The organism is Mycobacterium sp. Aquia_216 (genome assembly GCF_026723865.1).
Lineage (GTDB): Bacteria > Actinomycetota > Actinomycetes > Mycobacteriales > Mycobacteriaceae > Mycobacterium.
In genome coordinates this window covers 1,731,905-1,745,624 of the sequence record NZ_CP113529.1, presented here as the reverse complement: position 1 = coordinate 1,745,624, position 13,720 = coordinate 1,731,905, and the positions used below count along the sequence as shown (strand labels likewise).

Below are 13,720 nucleotides of genomic sequence, written 5' to 3'. Positions count from 1 at the left end.
CGTTACGCTCACGCGCCAGCTACTAAAAAGTCACCACGACCTTATCGGCGGCGCCGGGTGTGCTGGCGAGCTCGAGCGCCGCGCCGACACTGACGAACGGGATGGTGTGGCTGACGATCGGCGCGTATTGCTCCCAGTTCGCGACGAGATCCTTGGTCACTTCGAAGATCTCGTCGGGGTATCCCATGGATCCGACGATGGTGATCTCGTTGCTCATGACGTTGATGAACTCGACCGGTACCGGCTCTTTGTGCACGCCAACGATTCCCAGGGTGGCGCCCTGCTGGGCTGCGGCCAGCGCGGTGTTGATCACCGCGGGCACGCCCGCGGCGTCCAGGTAGATATCGGTGCCGGCTTTTCCGGGGAACCTCGATTCACCCACACCGTGCAGTTCGATGAGGCGCGCCGCGACGTCCTCGTCGGCGAAGTTGATCACGGCGTCGGCCCCGATCCGCAGCGCCTTCTCCAGTCGGCCGGGAATCAGGTCCACAACCACGACATGGCTTACGCCAAGGGATTTGAAGGCCAGCGTCGCGCCCAGCCCGATCGGCCCCGCGCCGAAGATGGCGACCTTGTCCGATGGTTTGGGTTTGCACCGGTTGGCACCGTGCCGCGCGACAGCCATCGGCTCGTTGAGCGCGGCAACCTCCCATGGGACATGGCTCGGGATGACCTCGAGACTGGTTCCGCGGATGGCGTTTTCGATGAGCAGGTAGTCGGCCAGGGCGCCGGCGGCTCCCCCGTTGCCGATGATGCCGCTGGGCGCGGCCATCGGATTGATGACGACGTGGTCGCCCACCGCGATACCGGACACGTTCGCGCCGACCTCGACGACTTCGCCCGCCGGTTCGTGCCCGAGCGGCGTGTGCCCTTGGCGCGGGGGGATGCCGCCGATCGCGATGTAGAACGCGTCGGAGCCGCAGATTCCGCAGGCACGCATTTGGACGAGCACGTCGTCGGGACCGGCCTGCGGGCGGTCGGCGTCGAGGAGTTCCGCCTTACCCGGGGCGGTCACCACCGCCGCTTTCACGGCGCGGCCTCCAGTTCGATGTCGAAGGTGTCGAGGTATTCGGCGAAGACCGGCTTGAGTTGGTCGACACTCAGGCCATATTCGCCGAGGCTGTAGGTGTTGGGCGCGAACAGATCCTGCGGATGCTCGGCGAGCCAATTACGCATGCGCGCTTCGACTTCCGCGGTCATCGGCTTGTCCGCCCACTCGTAGATGCGACGCATCACGTCCATCGGGTCGCGCATCATCTCGTGGTAATACATGTGGAAGAAGCGGTCGTCGCCGATGCGGTCTCGGGCACGCAGCGGCCGGTCGACGTGGTAGCTCATCTGCCAGGTAGCCGCGCGCCCCATCTGCGTTTGATCCAGCAGCTCGGTGTTCATCACCAGGCGCTGCGGTAGCCGCCACAGATTGCACAGCGACGCGGTCGCCCGGTAAGGGTCGCGGTGCGCCCAGATCAGCCGCGCATCGGGGAACACCTTTAGCAGCGCTTCGATGTGCACCGAATGTGACGGCATCTTCAGGCTCCACGTGCCGGGCGCTTTCGACTGCAGCACTTGAAGATAACGCTTCTGGTATTCGTAGGTGCTGCTCATGTCGGCTTCGTCGAAAAGCCAGCGTGCGTAGCGATCCGTCGGGAGGAAGGAGTCCCAGGACAGGCCCTTGAAGTCCTGGTTATGAATGAACATGTCCTCGGTCGGGCCGTCGGCGTCTTCCCAGTGCGGCAGCGCCATTTTCGCCTGCTTGACGAACTCCAGGATGTTGCGCTGCTCCTCCAGCAGCGCCAGACACCGGGGATCGGTGCGCAGCGTCTCGCTGCTGGCCGGCGGTATCGGATGCACGCATTGCCAATGGAGAAGCGACCGGCGTGCGGGGTCCTGGTCGAGCAGATAGCTGATGACCGTGGTGCCGGTGCGGGGCATGCCGAGCACGAACAGTGGCCGTCGAACGGGCGAGTCGAGTACCTCGGGGTGAGCCTGAATGTAGGCGTGCACCTGCATGCGCCGCCCCAAGGCATTCGTCGCGTCGTCGAGGACACGTTCCCGGCCGGACGCAGTGAAGGCCGGCGAGTTGTTGAGGTCGTCGAACATCACCGTCAGCCCCTCTCGCCAGGAGTCGGAGTCGATCTCGCTCAGACCGGTGCGTTGGGCGGCTACCTTGAAGATGTCGTCGGCACCGGCAACGTTGTCGAAATCGCTCATGGTTCAGACCGTGAGGTATCCGCCGTCGACAGCGATGGTGCTGCCGGTGATGTACGACGCGGCGTCGGTACAGAGGAATAGCGCAGCGCCGGCGCAATCCTGCGGTGTTCCGGGTCGGCCCAGCGGGGTGTGGAAGCCGATCTCGACGTCCATCACCTCGGGAATGCCCATGGCCGGGTGCGTCATTCGGGTGTCGATCAGCCCGGGCGCGATGGCGTTGACCCGGATGCCGTCGTTGGCCCACCGGCGCGAGAGGTTCATCGTCAACGACAGCAAACCCATCTTCGATGAGCCGTAGCCCGGGACGAAGACCGCCGAGCGGAACGCGGACATCGAGACGACGGTGACGACACTCGCGCCGCCGGGGGCCTGGCTGGACTTGAGTCGCTCATGGCAGCGCATGGTTAACCGCATGGGGCCCAACATGTTCTGCGTCACCGATGCGACATAGCCGTCCGGGTCGTATTCGTCGCCCGCGGGGTAGGGGCCGCCCGCGTTATTGATCAGGATGTCGAGTTCACCCAGTGAGTCGGCCAGAGCGTCGACCGACTCGGGATCCTGAATCCGGCACTGCCGGTAGGTGAATACACTCAGGTCCGCCTCGGGGTAGTCCGCGGCCGATTCGCGGGTGCCGGTCAGCGTGACGGCAGCGCCGGCCCTCGCGAACTCGGCGGCGATCCCGTGGCCGATGCCACTGGTGCCGCCGGTCACCAGCACGTTGGCGCCGGTGAAGTCGAAGCTGATGGTGTTCACGTGTCGGTCCTCAATTCGTTGACGGATTTGGTGAGCCAGGCCTTTTCCCAAAAGTTTTCGGTACCGGCGAGCAGCACCTCGTGCGCGTCGGCGGCAACCGTGCGCGCAGCGCGGTGTGCGGGTTGAGCGGACAGGACAAGGTCGGTCAGGTGGATGGCCTGCAACGGCCGCCCGCTGCCGACGTGGCCACGGGCCGCCTCGACCAGCGCCTCGGCTCCGGCGGCGTTAACCACGTCCGCCGCAATGGAATCCGCTGCCACGCCGTAGAGCTCGGTGGTAGAGCGGTGCCGGAACCACCCGGTGTACATCTCCCAGATGGCCCGCACGTTCCAGGAAGTCTTGCCGTAACCCTCGCCGACATCGAGTTGCTCGGGTACCTTGACCTCCCGCATTGCGGTGTGGATGTCGGCGCCGGAGTTCATCAGCTCGGCGGTGCGATCGTGCACGGCCTGCATGGCGTCGCGCATCGCGGTGACTTCCTCGGCGATGCGATCGGCTCCTTCGATCGGGGCGAAGTGGCCGGTGACCAATCGTTGCGGGCGCAAGTCCAGCACCGTGTTCAGCGATTCGATGTAGAGAATCGGGTCGCGGTAGCGGTCGCCCCTGATGGTCATCAGGTTCGGTACATGGCCGAAGAGCGGACCGAACAGGTTGCCGGTGAACAGGATTCGATCCTCGGGCAGCCACACCACGATCGCGTCGGTGGTCTCACCGCCCGGGGTCCACGCCAGCTCGAAGGAGCGGCCGCCGACCGTGAGCTCGTGATGGCGGTCGAACGTCGTGGTCGGCTCGGGGAAGGAGAAATCGATCGTCGCCGGATCGATGGTCTTGAAATGCTCGAGCACGGCGTCGGAGAACTTCTGGAAGGCGAACGACGTCTTGGGCACGCGATAGCCCATCAGGAGGTTGTTGTCGTCGCGCCAGTACCGGTAGTTGCGGTGCATCACGATCTCGGTGCCCTCGTCGCGCAGCGTGTGCACCCCACCCCAATGGTCGGCATGTCCCTGGGTGACGACGATGGCCCGCACCGGGCCCGGCACATCGGCAAAGGCCTTGCGGTGCAAGGGCCCTTCGAAGACCAGCCCGGCGTTGACGATGACTCGGCCCTCGTCGGTGGCGACCGCGTAGGAGTTGGAGACGCCGGGCGACATCCAGATGTCGTTGCCGAGGGGCGTCGCAGGAGTGTCGGTTGCCGCCGCCAGATCGGCGGCCCCGGGACGCTCCCGGTGAATCCCAGCCATGACTTGCGATCCTCTACAGTTCTAGAGGTAAAGTCAACATCCATGGGACTGCGCGGCCTGAGCGAACGAGTTGCGGTGGTGGTCGGCGGCGCCACCGGCATCGGTGCCGCGACTGCCAGCCGACTCGGCGCGGAGGGCTGCCGGGTCATCGTCGGTGACGTCGCGGCCGCCGCGGCGGAGCAAACGGCCGCGCGCATCGCCGACGCCGGCGGGACGGCTTCCCACGTCACTTTCGACCTCGCGGATCCCGCTTCGGTTGCCGACCTGATCGACTCTGCCGCAACGACTTACGGTGGAGTCGACTTGCTGTTCAACGTTGGCGCGGACATGAGCACGATCCGTGCCGACACCGACGTGGTCGATATCGACTTCGACGTGTGGGATCGCGTGATGACCGTGAACCTGCGGGGCTATGTGGCCGCCATGAAGTACGCGATCCCGGAAATGCTCGAACGCGGCCGAGGCGCGATCGTCAACATGTCGTCGGCAGCGGCGTTCCAGGGCGAGCCCGCACGACCGGCCTACGCCACCGCGAAGGCCGGAATCGGCGCGCTGACCCGCCATGTGGCCTCCAGGTGGGGCAAGGAAGGCATTCGCTGCAATGCGGTGGCGCCGGGCTTCACCGCGACCGAGGCCATCCGGTCGGTTCCGCAGTGGCCGGACCTAGAAGCCGGAGCGCTCAAACGCATTCGGGGAACCCGGGTCGGCGATCCCGGGGACATCGCCGCCCTGGTTGCCTTCCTGCTGTCCGAGGAAGGCGAATGGATCAACGGTCAGGTCGTCAACATCGACGGCGGCACCGTCCTTCGGTGACCCATGACGGCCAGCTCACGATCCCGGAAACGCAACGGCGACGAACGCCGGCGCGAACTGTGTGACGCCGCAATCCAGGTGCTCGCCGAGCAGGGATCCCGCGGGCTGACACACGGACAGGTCGACCGCTGCGCGGGGGTTCCGGAGGGCACGACGTCGTATTACTACCGCACTCGAGCGGCGCTGTTGCGCGGTGTCGGCTGGCGGATCGCCGAAATCGATGTCGCCAACCTGCAATCGGTGATCGACGAGCCGCGCGACTCGCTCGCTCCGTTCGCGCACCTGGCGGAGTTGACCATGATGCAGGCCGACGGGCCCGGATTGATGCTCAACCGGGCGCGGCATGAATTGCTGCTGGGGGCGGTGCGCGATCCCGGTCTCGCCGAGACATCACAGACCTTCGTCGTCCGGATCAACGCGATGGCCCACGAGGCGATCGCCCACCTACAGCCGGGCACCGATGATCCCGAACTGCTCGACGCGCAGACGACGGCCGTCACCACGTTTATCGCGGGCGTGTTCACCCGGCTTGCCGGCGGAGACCGCACGATCAGCAACGCAGAGCAGCTCACCCGGCTACTGCAGGCCGTCGCCACCGCGGTCTCGCTGCAGCGGGAATAACCGTCCCGGCGAAAAGCCCCATGCAGTCGCCTGACAAGGCTTAACGTTGTCGCTGCCGTACCACAGAGGATTGGATGGACATGAAGCGACTTTTCGCCGCTGGCGTGCTGGCGTTCGCCGGCTTGATGACGGCCGGACTGGGCATCAGCAACGCCGACACGATTCAGACCGAGGGCAACTACCCGACCCGAGAGGCGTGCCAGAACGCCGGACCGGGCGTCAAGGCCACCACGCCGGGAAGCTGGAACAACTTCTGGTGTGTCCCGGATCGCAACGTCAACGGCAACTGGAAGTTGGTCCTCAGCAATTAGTAGGTGTAGAAGCCCTCGCCACTCTTGACGCCGAGCTTGCCGGCGTCGACGTAGGACTGCAGCAGGTCGCGGACGCTCTTCGGAAGGTGTGGAAACTCTGCGGCGTAGTGGTTCTCGATATCGAGGACCACGTCCAGGCCGACCAGGTCCATCATTCGGAACGGCCCGGCCGGCGCACCCAGGTTGATCGTGAACATCCCGTCGACGTCCTCGGGACGGGCGACGCCCTCGGCGACCACGGCCAGCGACTCGCGCTTGATGGCTGCCCAGATGCGATTGAAGATGAAGCCCGTGCACTCCTGGCGCGCTTCGAAGGGATGCACGCCGAATTCGGGCAGGACGGTCAGCAGCGTGTCGAGCAGGCCGCGGTCGGTCTGGCCGTCCGACATCAGGTCGACCGCGTTGACTTCCGGGGGCATGTAGAAATGCACGTTGCACAAACGTGTCTTGTCCCGGACGTTCTCGGCCATCAACCGCGACGGGATGGACGACGAGTTGGTGCCGAAGATGGTGTCCGGTGGCGCCGCTTCGTCGATCTCGCCCCACAACGGAATTTTGATCTCCAGCTTCTCCGGCACCGACTCCACGGCCAGCCAGGCGCCGTCCAGCGCCTCGTCGAGCGACCCCGTGGCCGTCACGGCGCCGGCTTCGCCGCAACCTCGCTGCGCCAGCACCCTCGGAAGGTTCTGCGAGACATAGTCGGTCGCTTCGGCGCGCTGCTCGGCACGCCTGGCGAAGATCCGCACCGTTCCCCCGCGGGTGGCGAACATCAGGGCGATGCGGCGGCCCAAGGTGCCCGCTCCGATCACCGCGACGGGGCGGTCTTGGATGTCTTCGAAAGTGTATGTGTACGAACCAGTCACACAGACATGCTAAGTCCCGGGCGCGCAGCGGGATCCGTCGTGAGCCGACAAAGATTCTCGCGGCATTGTCTCGCGCCGACAATCGGGAGCTTCGTGGTCGCCGGCGCCGGGCTGGACCCGGGTGACTTTTTGCCCGCCTCTGAGCGACAACCGGTGCTTTTCTTGATTGCTGAAAAAACTTGTACCACAGCGGTTTCAGGAGTCACAGGGCGACCATCCTTGTCGGTGGGTGTGTCTAGTTTCGTGGTATGAGTTCAGGTGTTGTCGCGGGTCGCCAAGCGCTGGTCGGCGCGCTCAATGCCGCGCTGGATGCGGTGGTGGGAATGGAGTCTGAGACCGCGCCACCCCCGGTTACGGGGGGACACGCGCACACAGATTTAGGCGATGCCGACGGCTAACAAGCTGCTGCTCCGGGATGAGGGCGATGAAGACGACGAGCTATAGCAGCGTGATCTGTTCGGGTTCCGGCTCGGCCGGCTCCAGCAGTTGGGGCCCGTTGTTGCGCACGCTGTTCACCAGCCTGGACACCTCGCGCAGTTCGATGCCGCGCACATCCGGCGCGTGCGCCAGCAGCTCGGCGTCCAGCGGGGCGTCGGGATTCAACCAGGTGTCCCAGTCGCGCTCGGTCAGGATCAACGGCATCCGGTCGTGGACCTCGGCCAGTTCGCCGACCGCGTCGGTGGTGATGATGGTGCAGCTCAACAGCGGATCAGCCTCTTTGCCGGGTCTCCAGACCGACCACAAGCCGGCCATGAACAGCGGCTCGCCGTCGTCGCGGTGCATGAAGAACGGTGTCTTGGCGGTCTTCTTGCCGGCGGCATTTTCGGGGTTGGGCCGCCATTCGTACCAGCCGTCCATCGGCACCAGGCAGCGCTTACTCTTGGCCGAACCGCGGAAAGCCGGCGAGGTCGCCACCTTGTCGGCCCGGGCGTTGATCAGCAGCGGGCCCTTGGTATCCGGGCCCCCGTCGGGACCGGCCTTGACCCACGGCGGAACCAGTCCCCAGCGCATCATCCGCACCCGGCGCGTCGGCTCGTCGTCCGGCTCACTGTGCCGGGACACCACCGTCGCGACCGTGGCGGTGGGGGCCACGTTGTAGTTGGGCTCCCCCGCGCGCTCCGAGGTACCGGTGGCTTCGTCGATCGCCTTGATCTTCTCGGCGAGCAAGGCCGGATCCGTCGTGACCGCAAACCTTCCACACATGTCTTCCATGGTGCCCGTTACCCACGACACCCACCGACACGGCAGGATGAAGCCGTGAGCATCAACCCCTGGACGGCACCCGTCGCGCCGACGCCGGTGCACGCGACCGTGACCGTGCCGGGCTCGAAATCGCAGACCAACCGGGCTCTGGTGCTCGCGGGGCTGTCGAGTGCGCAGGGTCAAAGTGCCTCGACCATCGGCGGCGCGCTGCGCAGCCGCGACACCGATCTGATGATCGGCGCGCTCGCTGCGCTGGGGTTGCGGGTGGACGGGAACGGTTCCGAACTGAAGGTCAGCGGCCGCCTCGACCCCGGCCCCGACGTGCGCGTCGACTGCGGCCTAGCCGGAACGGTGCTGCGATTCGTACCCCCGCTGGCAGCGTTGGCCGACGCGGCGGTGGTATTCGACGGCGACGAACAGGCCCGGGCCCGGCCGATCGCACCACTGCTGGATGCACTGCGCGATCTGGGCGTCCCGATTGAGGGAGCGAGCCTGCCGTTCCGGGTGCGGGGCAGCGGATCGGTCGCGGGCGGCACCGTGGCAATCGACGCATCGGCGTCGTCGCAATTCGTTTCCGGCCTGTTGTTGTCCGGTGCGTCATTCAGCGACGGCCTGACCGTCCAACACACCGGCGAGTCGCTACCGTCGCAGCCGCACATTGCGATGACGACCTCGATGTTGCGGCAGGCCGGAGTCGACATCGACGATTCGGTGCCCAACCGCTGGCGGGTACACCCCGGCACGATCGCTGCCCGGCACTGGGACGTCGAACCCGATCTCACGAACGCCGTTGCGTTCCTGGCGGCGGCCGTGGTCACCGGCGGCAGCGTACGCATCACCGGATGGCCGACGACCAGTGTGCAACCCGCCAAGGACATCCTTGACGTCTTCGGCAAGCTGAATGCTGTTGTCACCCAGACTGATTCAGACCTTGAAGTGCGGGGCTCGACGGACGGCTACGCAGGCTTTGATACCGACCTGCGCGCTGTCGGCGAGCTGACACCGTCGGTGGCGGCGCTGGCGGCGCTGGCAACAGAGGGGTCGGTGTCCCGGCTGAGTGGCATCGCCCATCTGCGGGGCCACGAGACCGACCGGCTCGCCGCGTTGAGGGCCGAGATCAACCGCCTGGGCGGCAACTGCCAGGAGACGGCCGATGGTCTGGTAATCACCTCGACACCACTGCATTCCGGCATTTGGCGCGCGTATGCCGATCATCGGATGGCGATGGCCGGCGCGATCATCGGGCTGCGCGTAGCCGGAGTCCAGGTCGACGACATCGACGCCACCACAAAGACATTGCCGGAGTTCGCGGCGCTGTGGGCGCGGATGCTGGGCGAGCCGGAGCGCAGCGGTTGAGACCAGGCGACTACGACGAGTCTGACGTCAAGGTCCGCTCCGGCAAGGGGACGCGGCCCCGCACCAAGACCCGTCCGGAACACGCCGATGCCGAGTCCGCCATGGTGGTCAGCGTCGACCGCGGGCGCTGGGGCTGCGTGCTGGGTGGCAGCCCCGATCGCCGGGTCATCGCCATGCGCGCGCGCGAGCTGGGCCGCACGCCGATCGTCGTCGGCGACGACGTCGACATCGTTGGCGATCTGTCCGGGCGCCACGACACGCTGGCCCGTATCGTGCGCCGGGGTCCGCGACGAACGGTGTTGCGGCGCACGGCAGATGACACCGATCCCACCGAGCGGGTGGTCGTCGCGAACGCCGACCAGCTGCTGATCGTGGTCGCGCTGGCGGATCCGCCGCCCCGCACCGGGCTGGTCGACCGGACGCTGATCGCCGCCTACACCGGCGGGCTGACACCGATTCTGTGCCTGACCAAGACCGACCTCGCCCCACCGGAACCGTTCGCCGAGCAGTTCGTCGACTTAGACCTGACGGTGGTGGCCGCGGGCGTCGACGATCCCCTGCTCGCGGTGGCCGAGTTGCTCCCCGGCAAGATCACCGTGCTGCTCGGACATTCCGGGGTGGGCAAGTCGACATTGGTGAATCGCCTTGTGCCCGAGGCAGATCGGGCGGTCGGCGTGGTCACCGACATCGGCAGGGGACGACACACCTCGACGCAATCGGTGGCAGTCCCACTAAGCAAGCCGCCAGGCTCCTCGCTGCCGGGTTCGGGCTGGGTGATCGACACCCCGGGCATCCGCTCGTTCGGGTTGGCCCACATCCGGCCCGACGACGTACTGTCCGCTTTCGCCGATCTGGCCGACGCGATACAAGATTGTCCGCGCGGCTGCGGCCACATGGGGCCACCGGCGGACCCGGAATGCGCGCTGGACACGCTCTCCGGTCCAGCCGTTCGCCGCGTCGAGGCGGCCCGCCGGTTGCTGGTGGCGCTCAGGGAGACTTAGCCAGCCGCATCCCGAGCTCGTCGGGCGGCACCCGATGGCCCTCGGTGCACCGAATCTCGACGCTCGCCTCGGCCCCGCACCCGAGATGGGTCAGCCGCAGCCGGTTGCGGCCGGGCAGATGGTGTCGTCCCCACTCGAACATCGCCCAGACCACCGGCATGAAGTCCGTGCCGGCCTCGGTCAGCACGTATTCCTCGCGGCTGCGCTGCCTTGGCACCTGATAGGGCCGGCGAGCCAGGAGCCCAAGGTCAACCAGCTCGGCCAGGCGCGCCGACGTGGCCGCCTTGGTGATGCCGACCCGGCGGGCGAAGTCGTCGAACCGGGTGGTGCCGTAGTACGCCTCGCGCATGATGAGCATCGCGGACTTGGTACCGACCACCGCCATCGTCTTCTCGATCGGGCAGTGGCCGATCGCCGACCATGCCTCACGGTCGGCCAGCGCACCTTGCAAAAGTGTCACGTAGATCACCTCCTGGTCTGGGTTGTTTTAAGTATACCTAGATGTTTACCTGAGTACATGAGGGCAAACTCAGCCCCGGACTCAAGGAGGAGTCATGACCGGTCTATCAGCTCGCTTTCCAGGCCGCGACGCCGTTATCGTCGGCGCCGTCCGCACCCCCATCGGCAAAGGGAAGGCCAGCGGCGCGCTGCACGACGTGCTGCCCGTCGATCTCCTGGCGCACAGCCTGCGCGAGCTTGTTGCTCGCACCGGCGTGGATCCGGCGCAGGTCGACGATGTCATCGCCGGCGCCGTCACCCAGGTCGGCGATCAGGCGGTCAACATCGCGCGCAACGCGCTGCTGGGCGCGGGCTTTCCCGAGTCGGTTCCGGGCGTCACGATCGACCGCCAGTGCGGCAGCAGCCAGCAGGCCATCAGCTTCGCCGCCCAGGGCGTTGTCGCCGGCGCCTACGACCTGGTCATCGCGGCGGGCGTGGAGTCCATGAGCCGCGTTCCGATGGGCACCCAGGTTTTGCCGGGCAGCGATCCCTTTGGCGAGGGCATGGCCGCCCGCTATCCCGACGGCTTGGTGCCGCAAGGCATTAGCGCCGAACTGATCGCCGCGAAGTGGGGCTTCTCGCGGACCCAGCTCGACGAGTTCTCCGCCGGCAGCCACGACAAGGCTGCCCGCGCCACCAAGGATGGATTGTTCGAGAACGAGCTGATCCCGATCGCCGGGCTGTATACCGACGAGATCATCCGTCCGACCACCACGGTGGAGACGCTGGCCACGCTCAAGCCGGCGTTCTACAGCGACAAGATGAAAGAGCGTTTCCCGCAGATCAATTGGGAGATCACGCCGGGCAACTCGTCACCGCTCTCGGACGGCAGCGCCGCGGTGCTGATCACTACCAGCGAGGTCGCCAAGAAGCTGGGCCTGCGCCCGTTGGCTCGCATTCACACCACGACCGTGGTGGGCGACGACCCACTCTTCATGCTGACCGGTGTCATCCCGGCGACCGAAAAAGTGCTGCAGCGGGCCGGCCTGACGCTGGCCGACATCGACCTGTTCGAGGTCAACGAGGCGTTTGCCCCCGTCGTACTCGCCTGGGCTCATGACACCGGCGCCGATCTGGCAAAGACCAACGTGAACGGCGGCGCGATCGCGATCGGCCACCCGCTGGGCGCCAGCGGTGCCCGCATCATGACCACCCTCGTCAACGCGCTCGAACAGCGCGGCGGTCGCTACGGCCTGCAGACCATGTGCGAGGGCGGCGGCATGGCCAACGCCACGATCATCGAGCGCCTCTACTAGCAGGGAGCAGGAAAATGACCGAAATCCGGTCAGCCGCAGCGCAACTCAGTCCCGTGCGGTACAGCCGGGAGGGCGAGGTGATCGGCGATCTCGCCTTGTCGCTGATCGACGGCCGAAAGGTGCTGATGGATTCCGTCGGCCACTACGGTCGACCTGACTTACTCAGCCTGGTCGTCGATCGCACGCCCCACCGGTACGTGCATGAGCACCTCGTGCAACTCGCCGGCATCGCGGTCGAGGAGGCCGAGCATGCCCACGTCTGATCCCCACGAAACTCGGTTCGACGGCGTGCGGGTGCGCTACGACAGCCCGAAAAGCTACGACGAGTTGGTCGCCGCGCTGCTGGCCGACATCGGCGAACGGCCCGTCGCGATCGACGACATCGGCAAAACGTCGAACACCTGGGACTCATATGAGCAGGAGGTTCAATCTCACGTCGGGCCAAGCGGTTTCATGTTGTTCGGCTTGTTCGACCATAGCGGCTGGATCGGCAAAGCCGGCATCAACCGAAAGGTGTTGCGCGTCATCCTCGGCAACCCGTTGATCGCCATCACGATGTTGCGTCACGACGTGAGTGCTGGCCTCTTCGCGCCCGTCGAGGTGCTGATCACCGACGAAGGCTCGGGCACCAGCCTGACCTACGTCAAGCCGTCCTCCCTGATGGTCGTCGAGCCAAACCCGGAACTGCTCAGCGCGGCAACCGAACTCGACGCCAAGCTGGCGGCTCTGGCCGCGAAGGTGACCAGCGGCTAGGTCGCCGGGGAGGTGCGGCTCCCTCGAGATCAGAGCCAGCCGGTGCGGGCGGCGGCAACCGGCTCGGCGGGGGCCGGGGCCAGAGCGCCGTCCCGCACGCCGTCGAGCATCCGCTTCACCGCGCCGACAATCTCCGGCGCTGCCGCTGCGAGTCCGGCCTTGTCAGCCTCGGGAACCTCATCGGCGTCGACACCCGCGCGGGCCAGCACAGCGGCCGGATCGGCAAGCTGTTCGGTCAACCAGGCCACCGGGTCGGCGGACAGCTCGGGGACGAAGTGCCGGCGTCCGGGCTCCCAGCCGTTGAATCGCGGATGGTGATGGGCCCGGTCCAGCGTCCCCGGCGGGCTCTCGGTGGATCCGAAAAGGTCTACCCGCCACACCGGGCGGTTGAAGGCGATCGGGATGCCGGCGTAAATCGATCCCTGAGGCGCGGCCCGGTCGACAACACGGAGTTCCAGCCTGACTCCCCGTTCCGGGGTTTCCTGACCTTCGTTCGGGGTCGGGTCGACGAAGAACATGTCCCCGACGACTACGCCCAGGGTTTCGAATCCAAACGCTGCAAGCATATTTCCGAGAGTAGACCTCGCCGGCATCCGGGCCTTGAGAAGTAACGGACAGGGCGGCGTCCAACAGCCCGGTAAGGTGTTTCCAGTAAAGCCAGTCGGCGACCGCGCAGCGCTGCTCAACGGGGTCGGCTGCGGTGTGCGCCTCGTTGCTGGCGACGTGTTGGGCGTGGCCGACGTAGGCGTGGAAGGCCCGCAGGTGTGGCGCCTGGCGGCGAGGGTCATCGTGGAATATCAATTTCACGACCGCCAACCACTTCATGAAGCGGTCGTCCTC

Annotated in this window: 17 protein-coding genes; 9 read left to right on the top strand and 8 right to left on the bottom strand. The window is 66.4% G+C overall.

The window, feature by feature from the left end; all coding sequences use genetic code 11:
• Positions 1-22: 22 nt before the first annotated feature.
• The 4 genes from OK015_RS08280 to OK015_RS08265 are packed head-to-tail and all read right to left on the bottom strand — an operon-like array spanning position 23 to position 4,205.
• On the bottom strand, positions 23-1,030 hold the full coding sequence (locus OK015_RS08280) for a zinc-dependent alcohol dehydrogenase (protein ID WP_268130622.1): 1,008 nt from the start codon (positions 1,028-1,030) through the stop codon (positions 23-25).
• Entirely contained in the window at positions 1,027-2,211 is a 1,185-nt protein-coding gene (locus OK015_RS08275) for a sulfotransferase family protein (RefSeq protein ID WP_268130620.1), read from the bottom strand. The genes OK015_RS08280 and OK015_RS08275 overlap by 4 nt, the downstream gene beginning before the upstream one ends.
• Positions 2,212-2,214: 3 nt before the next feature.
• Positions 2,215-2,964: an SDR family NAD(P)-dependent oxidoreductase gene (locus OK015_RS08270; protein ID WP_268130618.1), complete on the bottom strand. Its 750-nt coding sequence runs from the start codon at positions 2,962-2,964 to the stop codon at positions 2,215-2,217.
• Positions 2,961-4,205: an alkyl sulfatase dimerization domain-containing protein gene (locus OK015_RS08265; RefSeq protein WP_268130616.1), complete on the bottom strand. Its 1,245-nt coding sequence runs from the start codon at positions 4,203-4,205 to the stop codon at positions 2,961-2,963. Before OK015_RS08265 ends, OK015_RS08270 begins: the two co-directional genes overlap by 4 nt.
• 42 nt (positions 4,206-4,247) lie before the next feature.
• Here OK015_RS08265 and OK015_RS08260 point away from each other — a divergent pair, with 42 nt between their 5' ends.
• The 3 genes from OK015_RS08260 (at position 4,248) to OK015_RS08250 (ending at position 5,950) form a co-directional block, all read left to right on the top strand.
• The gene (locus OK015_RS08260; protein WP_268130615.1) at positions 4,248-5,018 is read left to right on the top strand and encodes an SDR family NAD(P)-dependent oxidoreductase; all 771 of its coding nucleotides are present in this window, start codon (positions 4,248-4,250) and stop codon (positions 5,016-5,018) included.
• 3 nt (positions 5,019-5,021) lie between these two features.
• A complete protein-coding gene (locus OK015_RS08255; protein ID WP_268130614.1) occupies positions 5,022-5,639 on the top strand; it encodes a TetR/AcrR family transcriptional regulator in 618 nt (205 codons plus the stop codon).
• A gap of 74 nt (positions 5,640-5,713) precedes the next feature.
• Entirely contained in the window at positions 5,714-5,950 is a 237-nt protein-coding gene (locus tag OK015_RS08250; protein ID WP_268130612.1) for a hypothetical protein, read from the top strand.
• Here the strand turns inward: OK015_RS08250 and OK015_RS08245 are convergent.
• Entirely contained in the window at positions 5,947-6,813 is an 867-nt protein-coding gene (locus OK015_RS08245; protein WP_268130611.1) for a 3-hydroxyacyl-CoA dehydrogenase family protein, read from the bottom strand. The genes OK015_RS08250 and OK015_RS08245 overlap by 4 nt on opposite strands.
• A 248-nt stretch (positions 6,814-7,061) precedes the next feature.
• Between OK015_RS08245 and OK015_RS08240 the strand changes: the two genes are divergently transcribed.
• Positions 7,062-7,211: a hypothetical protein gene (locus OK015_RS08240; protein ID WP_268130610.1), complete on the top strand. Its 150-nt coding sequence runs from the start codon at positions 7,062-7,064 to the stop codon at positions 7,209-7,211.
• Between the two features lie 40 nt (positions 7,212-7,251).
• Here the strand turns inward: OK015_RS08240 and OK015_RS08235 are convergent, their stop codons facing one another.
• Positions 7,252-8,016 carry an SOS response-associated peptidase gene (locus OK015_RS08235; RefSeq protein WP_268130609.1) on the bottom strand — a complete coding sequence of 255 codons (765 nt, stop codon included), beginning with the start codon at positions 8,014-8,016 and terminating at the stop codon, positions 7,252-7,254.
• A gap of 60 nt (positions 8,017-8,076) precedes the next feature.
• On the opposite strand from OK015_RS08235, the gene aroA reads away from it, so the two are divergent.
• Both aroA and rsgA read left to right on the top strand, forming a co-directional pair.
• The gene (gene aroA / locus OK015_RS08230; RefSeq protein WP_268132534.1) at positions 8,077-9,372 is read left to right on the top strand and encodes a 3-phosphoshikimate 1-carboxyvinyltransferase; all 1,296 of its coding nucleotides are present in this window, start codon (positions 8,077-8,079) and stop codon (positions 9,370-9,372) included.
• Positions 9,369-10,373 carry a ribosome small subunit-dependent GTPase A gene (gene rsgA / locus OK015_RS08225; protein ID WP_268130608.1) on the top strand — a complete coding sequence of 335 codons (1,005 nt, stop codon included), beginning with the start codon at positions 9,369-9,371 and terminating at the stop codon, positions 10,371-10,373. The genes aroA and rsgA overlap by 4 nt, the downstream gene beginning before the upstream one ends.
• Here the strand turns inward: rsgA and OK015_RS08220 are convergent.
• Complete coding sequence (locus OK015_RS08220) at positions 10,360-10,833, bottom strand: winged helix-turn-helix transcriptional regulator (protein WP_268130606.1); 474 nt, start codon at positions 10,831-10,833, stop codon at positions 10,360-10,362. The two genes, rsgA and OK015_RS08220, sit on opposite strands and share 14 nt — an antisense overlap.
• Positions 10,834-10,927: 94 nt before the next feature.
• On the opposite strand from OK015_RS08220, the gene OK015_RS08215 reads away from it, so the two are divergent.
• The 3 genes from OK015_RS08215 to OK015_RS08205 are packed head-to-tail and all read left to right on the top strand — an operon-like array spanning position 10,928 to position 12,880.
• Positions 10,928-12,127 carry a thiolase family protein gene (locus tag OK015_RS08215; protein ID WP_268130605.1) on the top strand — a complete coding sequence of 400 codons (1,200 nt, stop codon included), beginning with the start codon at positions 10,928-10,930 and terminating at the stop codon, positions 12,125-12,127.
• A gap of 14 nt (positions 12,128-12,141) precedes the next feature.
• Positions 12,142-12,390 (top strand): hypothetical protein, encoded by a 249-nt coding sequence (locus OK015_RS08210; protein ID WP_442791221.1) that lies wholly within the window; start codon positions 12,142-12,144, stop codon positions 12,388-12,390.
• Complete coding sequence (locus tag OK015_RS08205) at positions 12,377-12,880, top strand: DUF302 domain-containing protein (RefSeq protein WP_268130604.1); 504 nt, start codon at positions 12,377-12,379, stop codon at positions 12,878-12,880. The genes OK015_RS08210 and OK015_RS08205 overlap by 14 nt, the downstream gene beginning before the upstream one ends.
• Before the next feature lie 29 nt (positions 12,881-12,909).
• Here OK015_RS08205 and OK015_RS08200 read toward each other — a convergent pair whose 3' ends face one another.
• On the bottom strand, positions 12,910-13,446 hold the full coding sequence (locus OK015_RS08200; RefSeq protein ID WP_268130602.1) for a hypothetical protein: 537 nt from the start codon (positions 13,444-13,446) through the stop codon (positions 12,910-12,912).
• Between the last annotated feature and the right edge of the window lie 274 nt (positions 13,447-13,720).

What these genes read in the sequence shown, in the direction of transcription:
- OK015_RS08275 (WP_268130620.1), bottom strand. Translation starts at nt 2,211, where the DNA reads ATGAGCGATTTCGACAACGTTGCCGGTGCCGACGACATCTTCAAGGTA.
- OK015_RS08265 (WP_268130616.1), bottom strand. Translation starts at nt 4,205, where the DNA reads ATGGCTGGGATTCACCGGGAGCGTCCCGGGGCCGCCGATCTGGCGGCG.
- OK015_RS08260 (WP_268130615.1), top strand. Translation starts at nt 4,248, where the DNA reads ATGGGACTGCGCGGCCTGAGCGAACGAGTTGCGGTGGTGGTCGGCGGC.
- OK015_RS08255 (WP_268130614.1), top strand. Translation starts at nt 5,022, where the DNA reads ATGACGGCCAGCTCACGATCCCGGAAACGCAACGGCGACGAACGCCGG.
- OK015_RS08250 (WP_268130612.1), top strand. Translation starts at nt 5,714, where the DNA reads ATGGACATGAAGCGACTTTTCGCCGCTGGCGTGCTGGCGTTCGCCGGC.
- OK015_RS08240 (WP_268130610.1), top strand. Translation starts at nt 7,062, where the DNA reads ATGAGTTCAGGTGTTGTCGCGGGTCGCCAAGCGCTGGTCGGCGCGCTC.
- OK015_RS08235 (WP_268130609.1), bottom strand. Translation starts at nt 8,016, where the DNA reads ATGTGTGGAAGGTTTGCGGTCACGACGGATCCGGCCTTGCTCGCCGAG.
- OK015_RS08215 (WP_268130605.1), top strand. Translation starts at nt 10,928, where the DNA reads ATGACCGGTCTATCAGCTCGCTTTCCAGGCCGCGACGCCGTTATCGTC.
- OK015_RS08210 (WP_442791221.1), top strand. Translation starts at nt 12,142, where the DNA reads ATGACCGAAATCCGGTCAGCCGCAGCGCAACTCAGTCCCGTGCGGTAC.
- OK015_RS08205 (WP_268130604.1), top strand. Translation starts at nt 12,377, where the DNA reads ATGCCCACGTCTGATCCCCACGAAACTCGGTTCGACGGCGTGCGGGTG.
- OK015_RS08200 (WP_268130602.1), bottom strand. Translation starts at nt 13,446, where the DNA reads ATGCTTGCAGCGTTTGGATTCGAAACCCTGGGCGTAGTCGTCGGGGAC.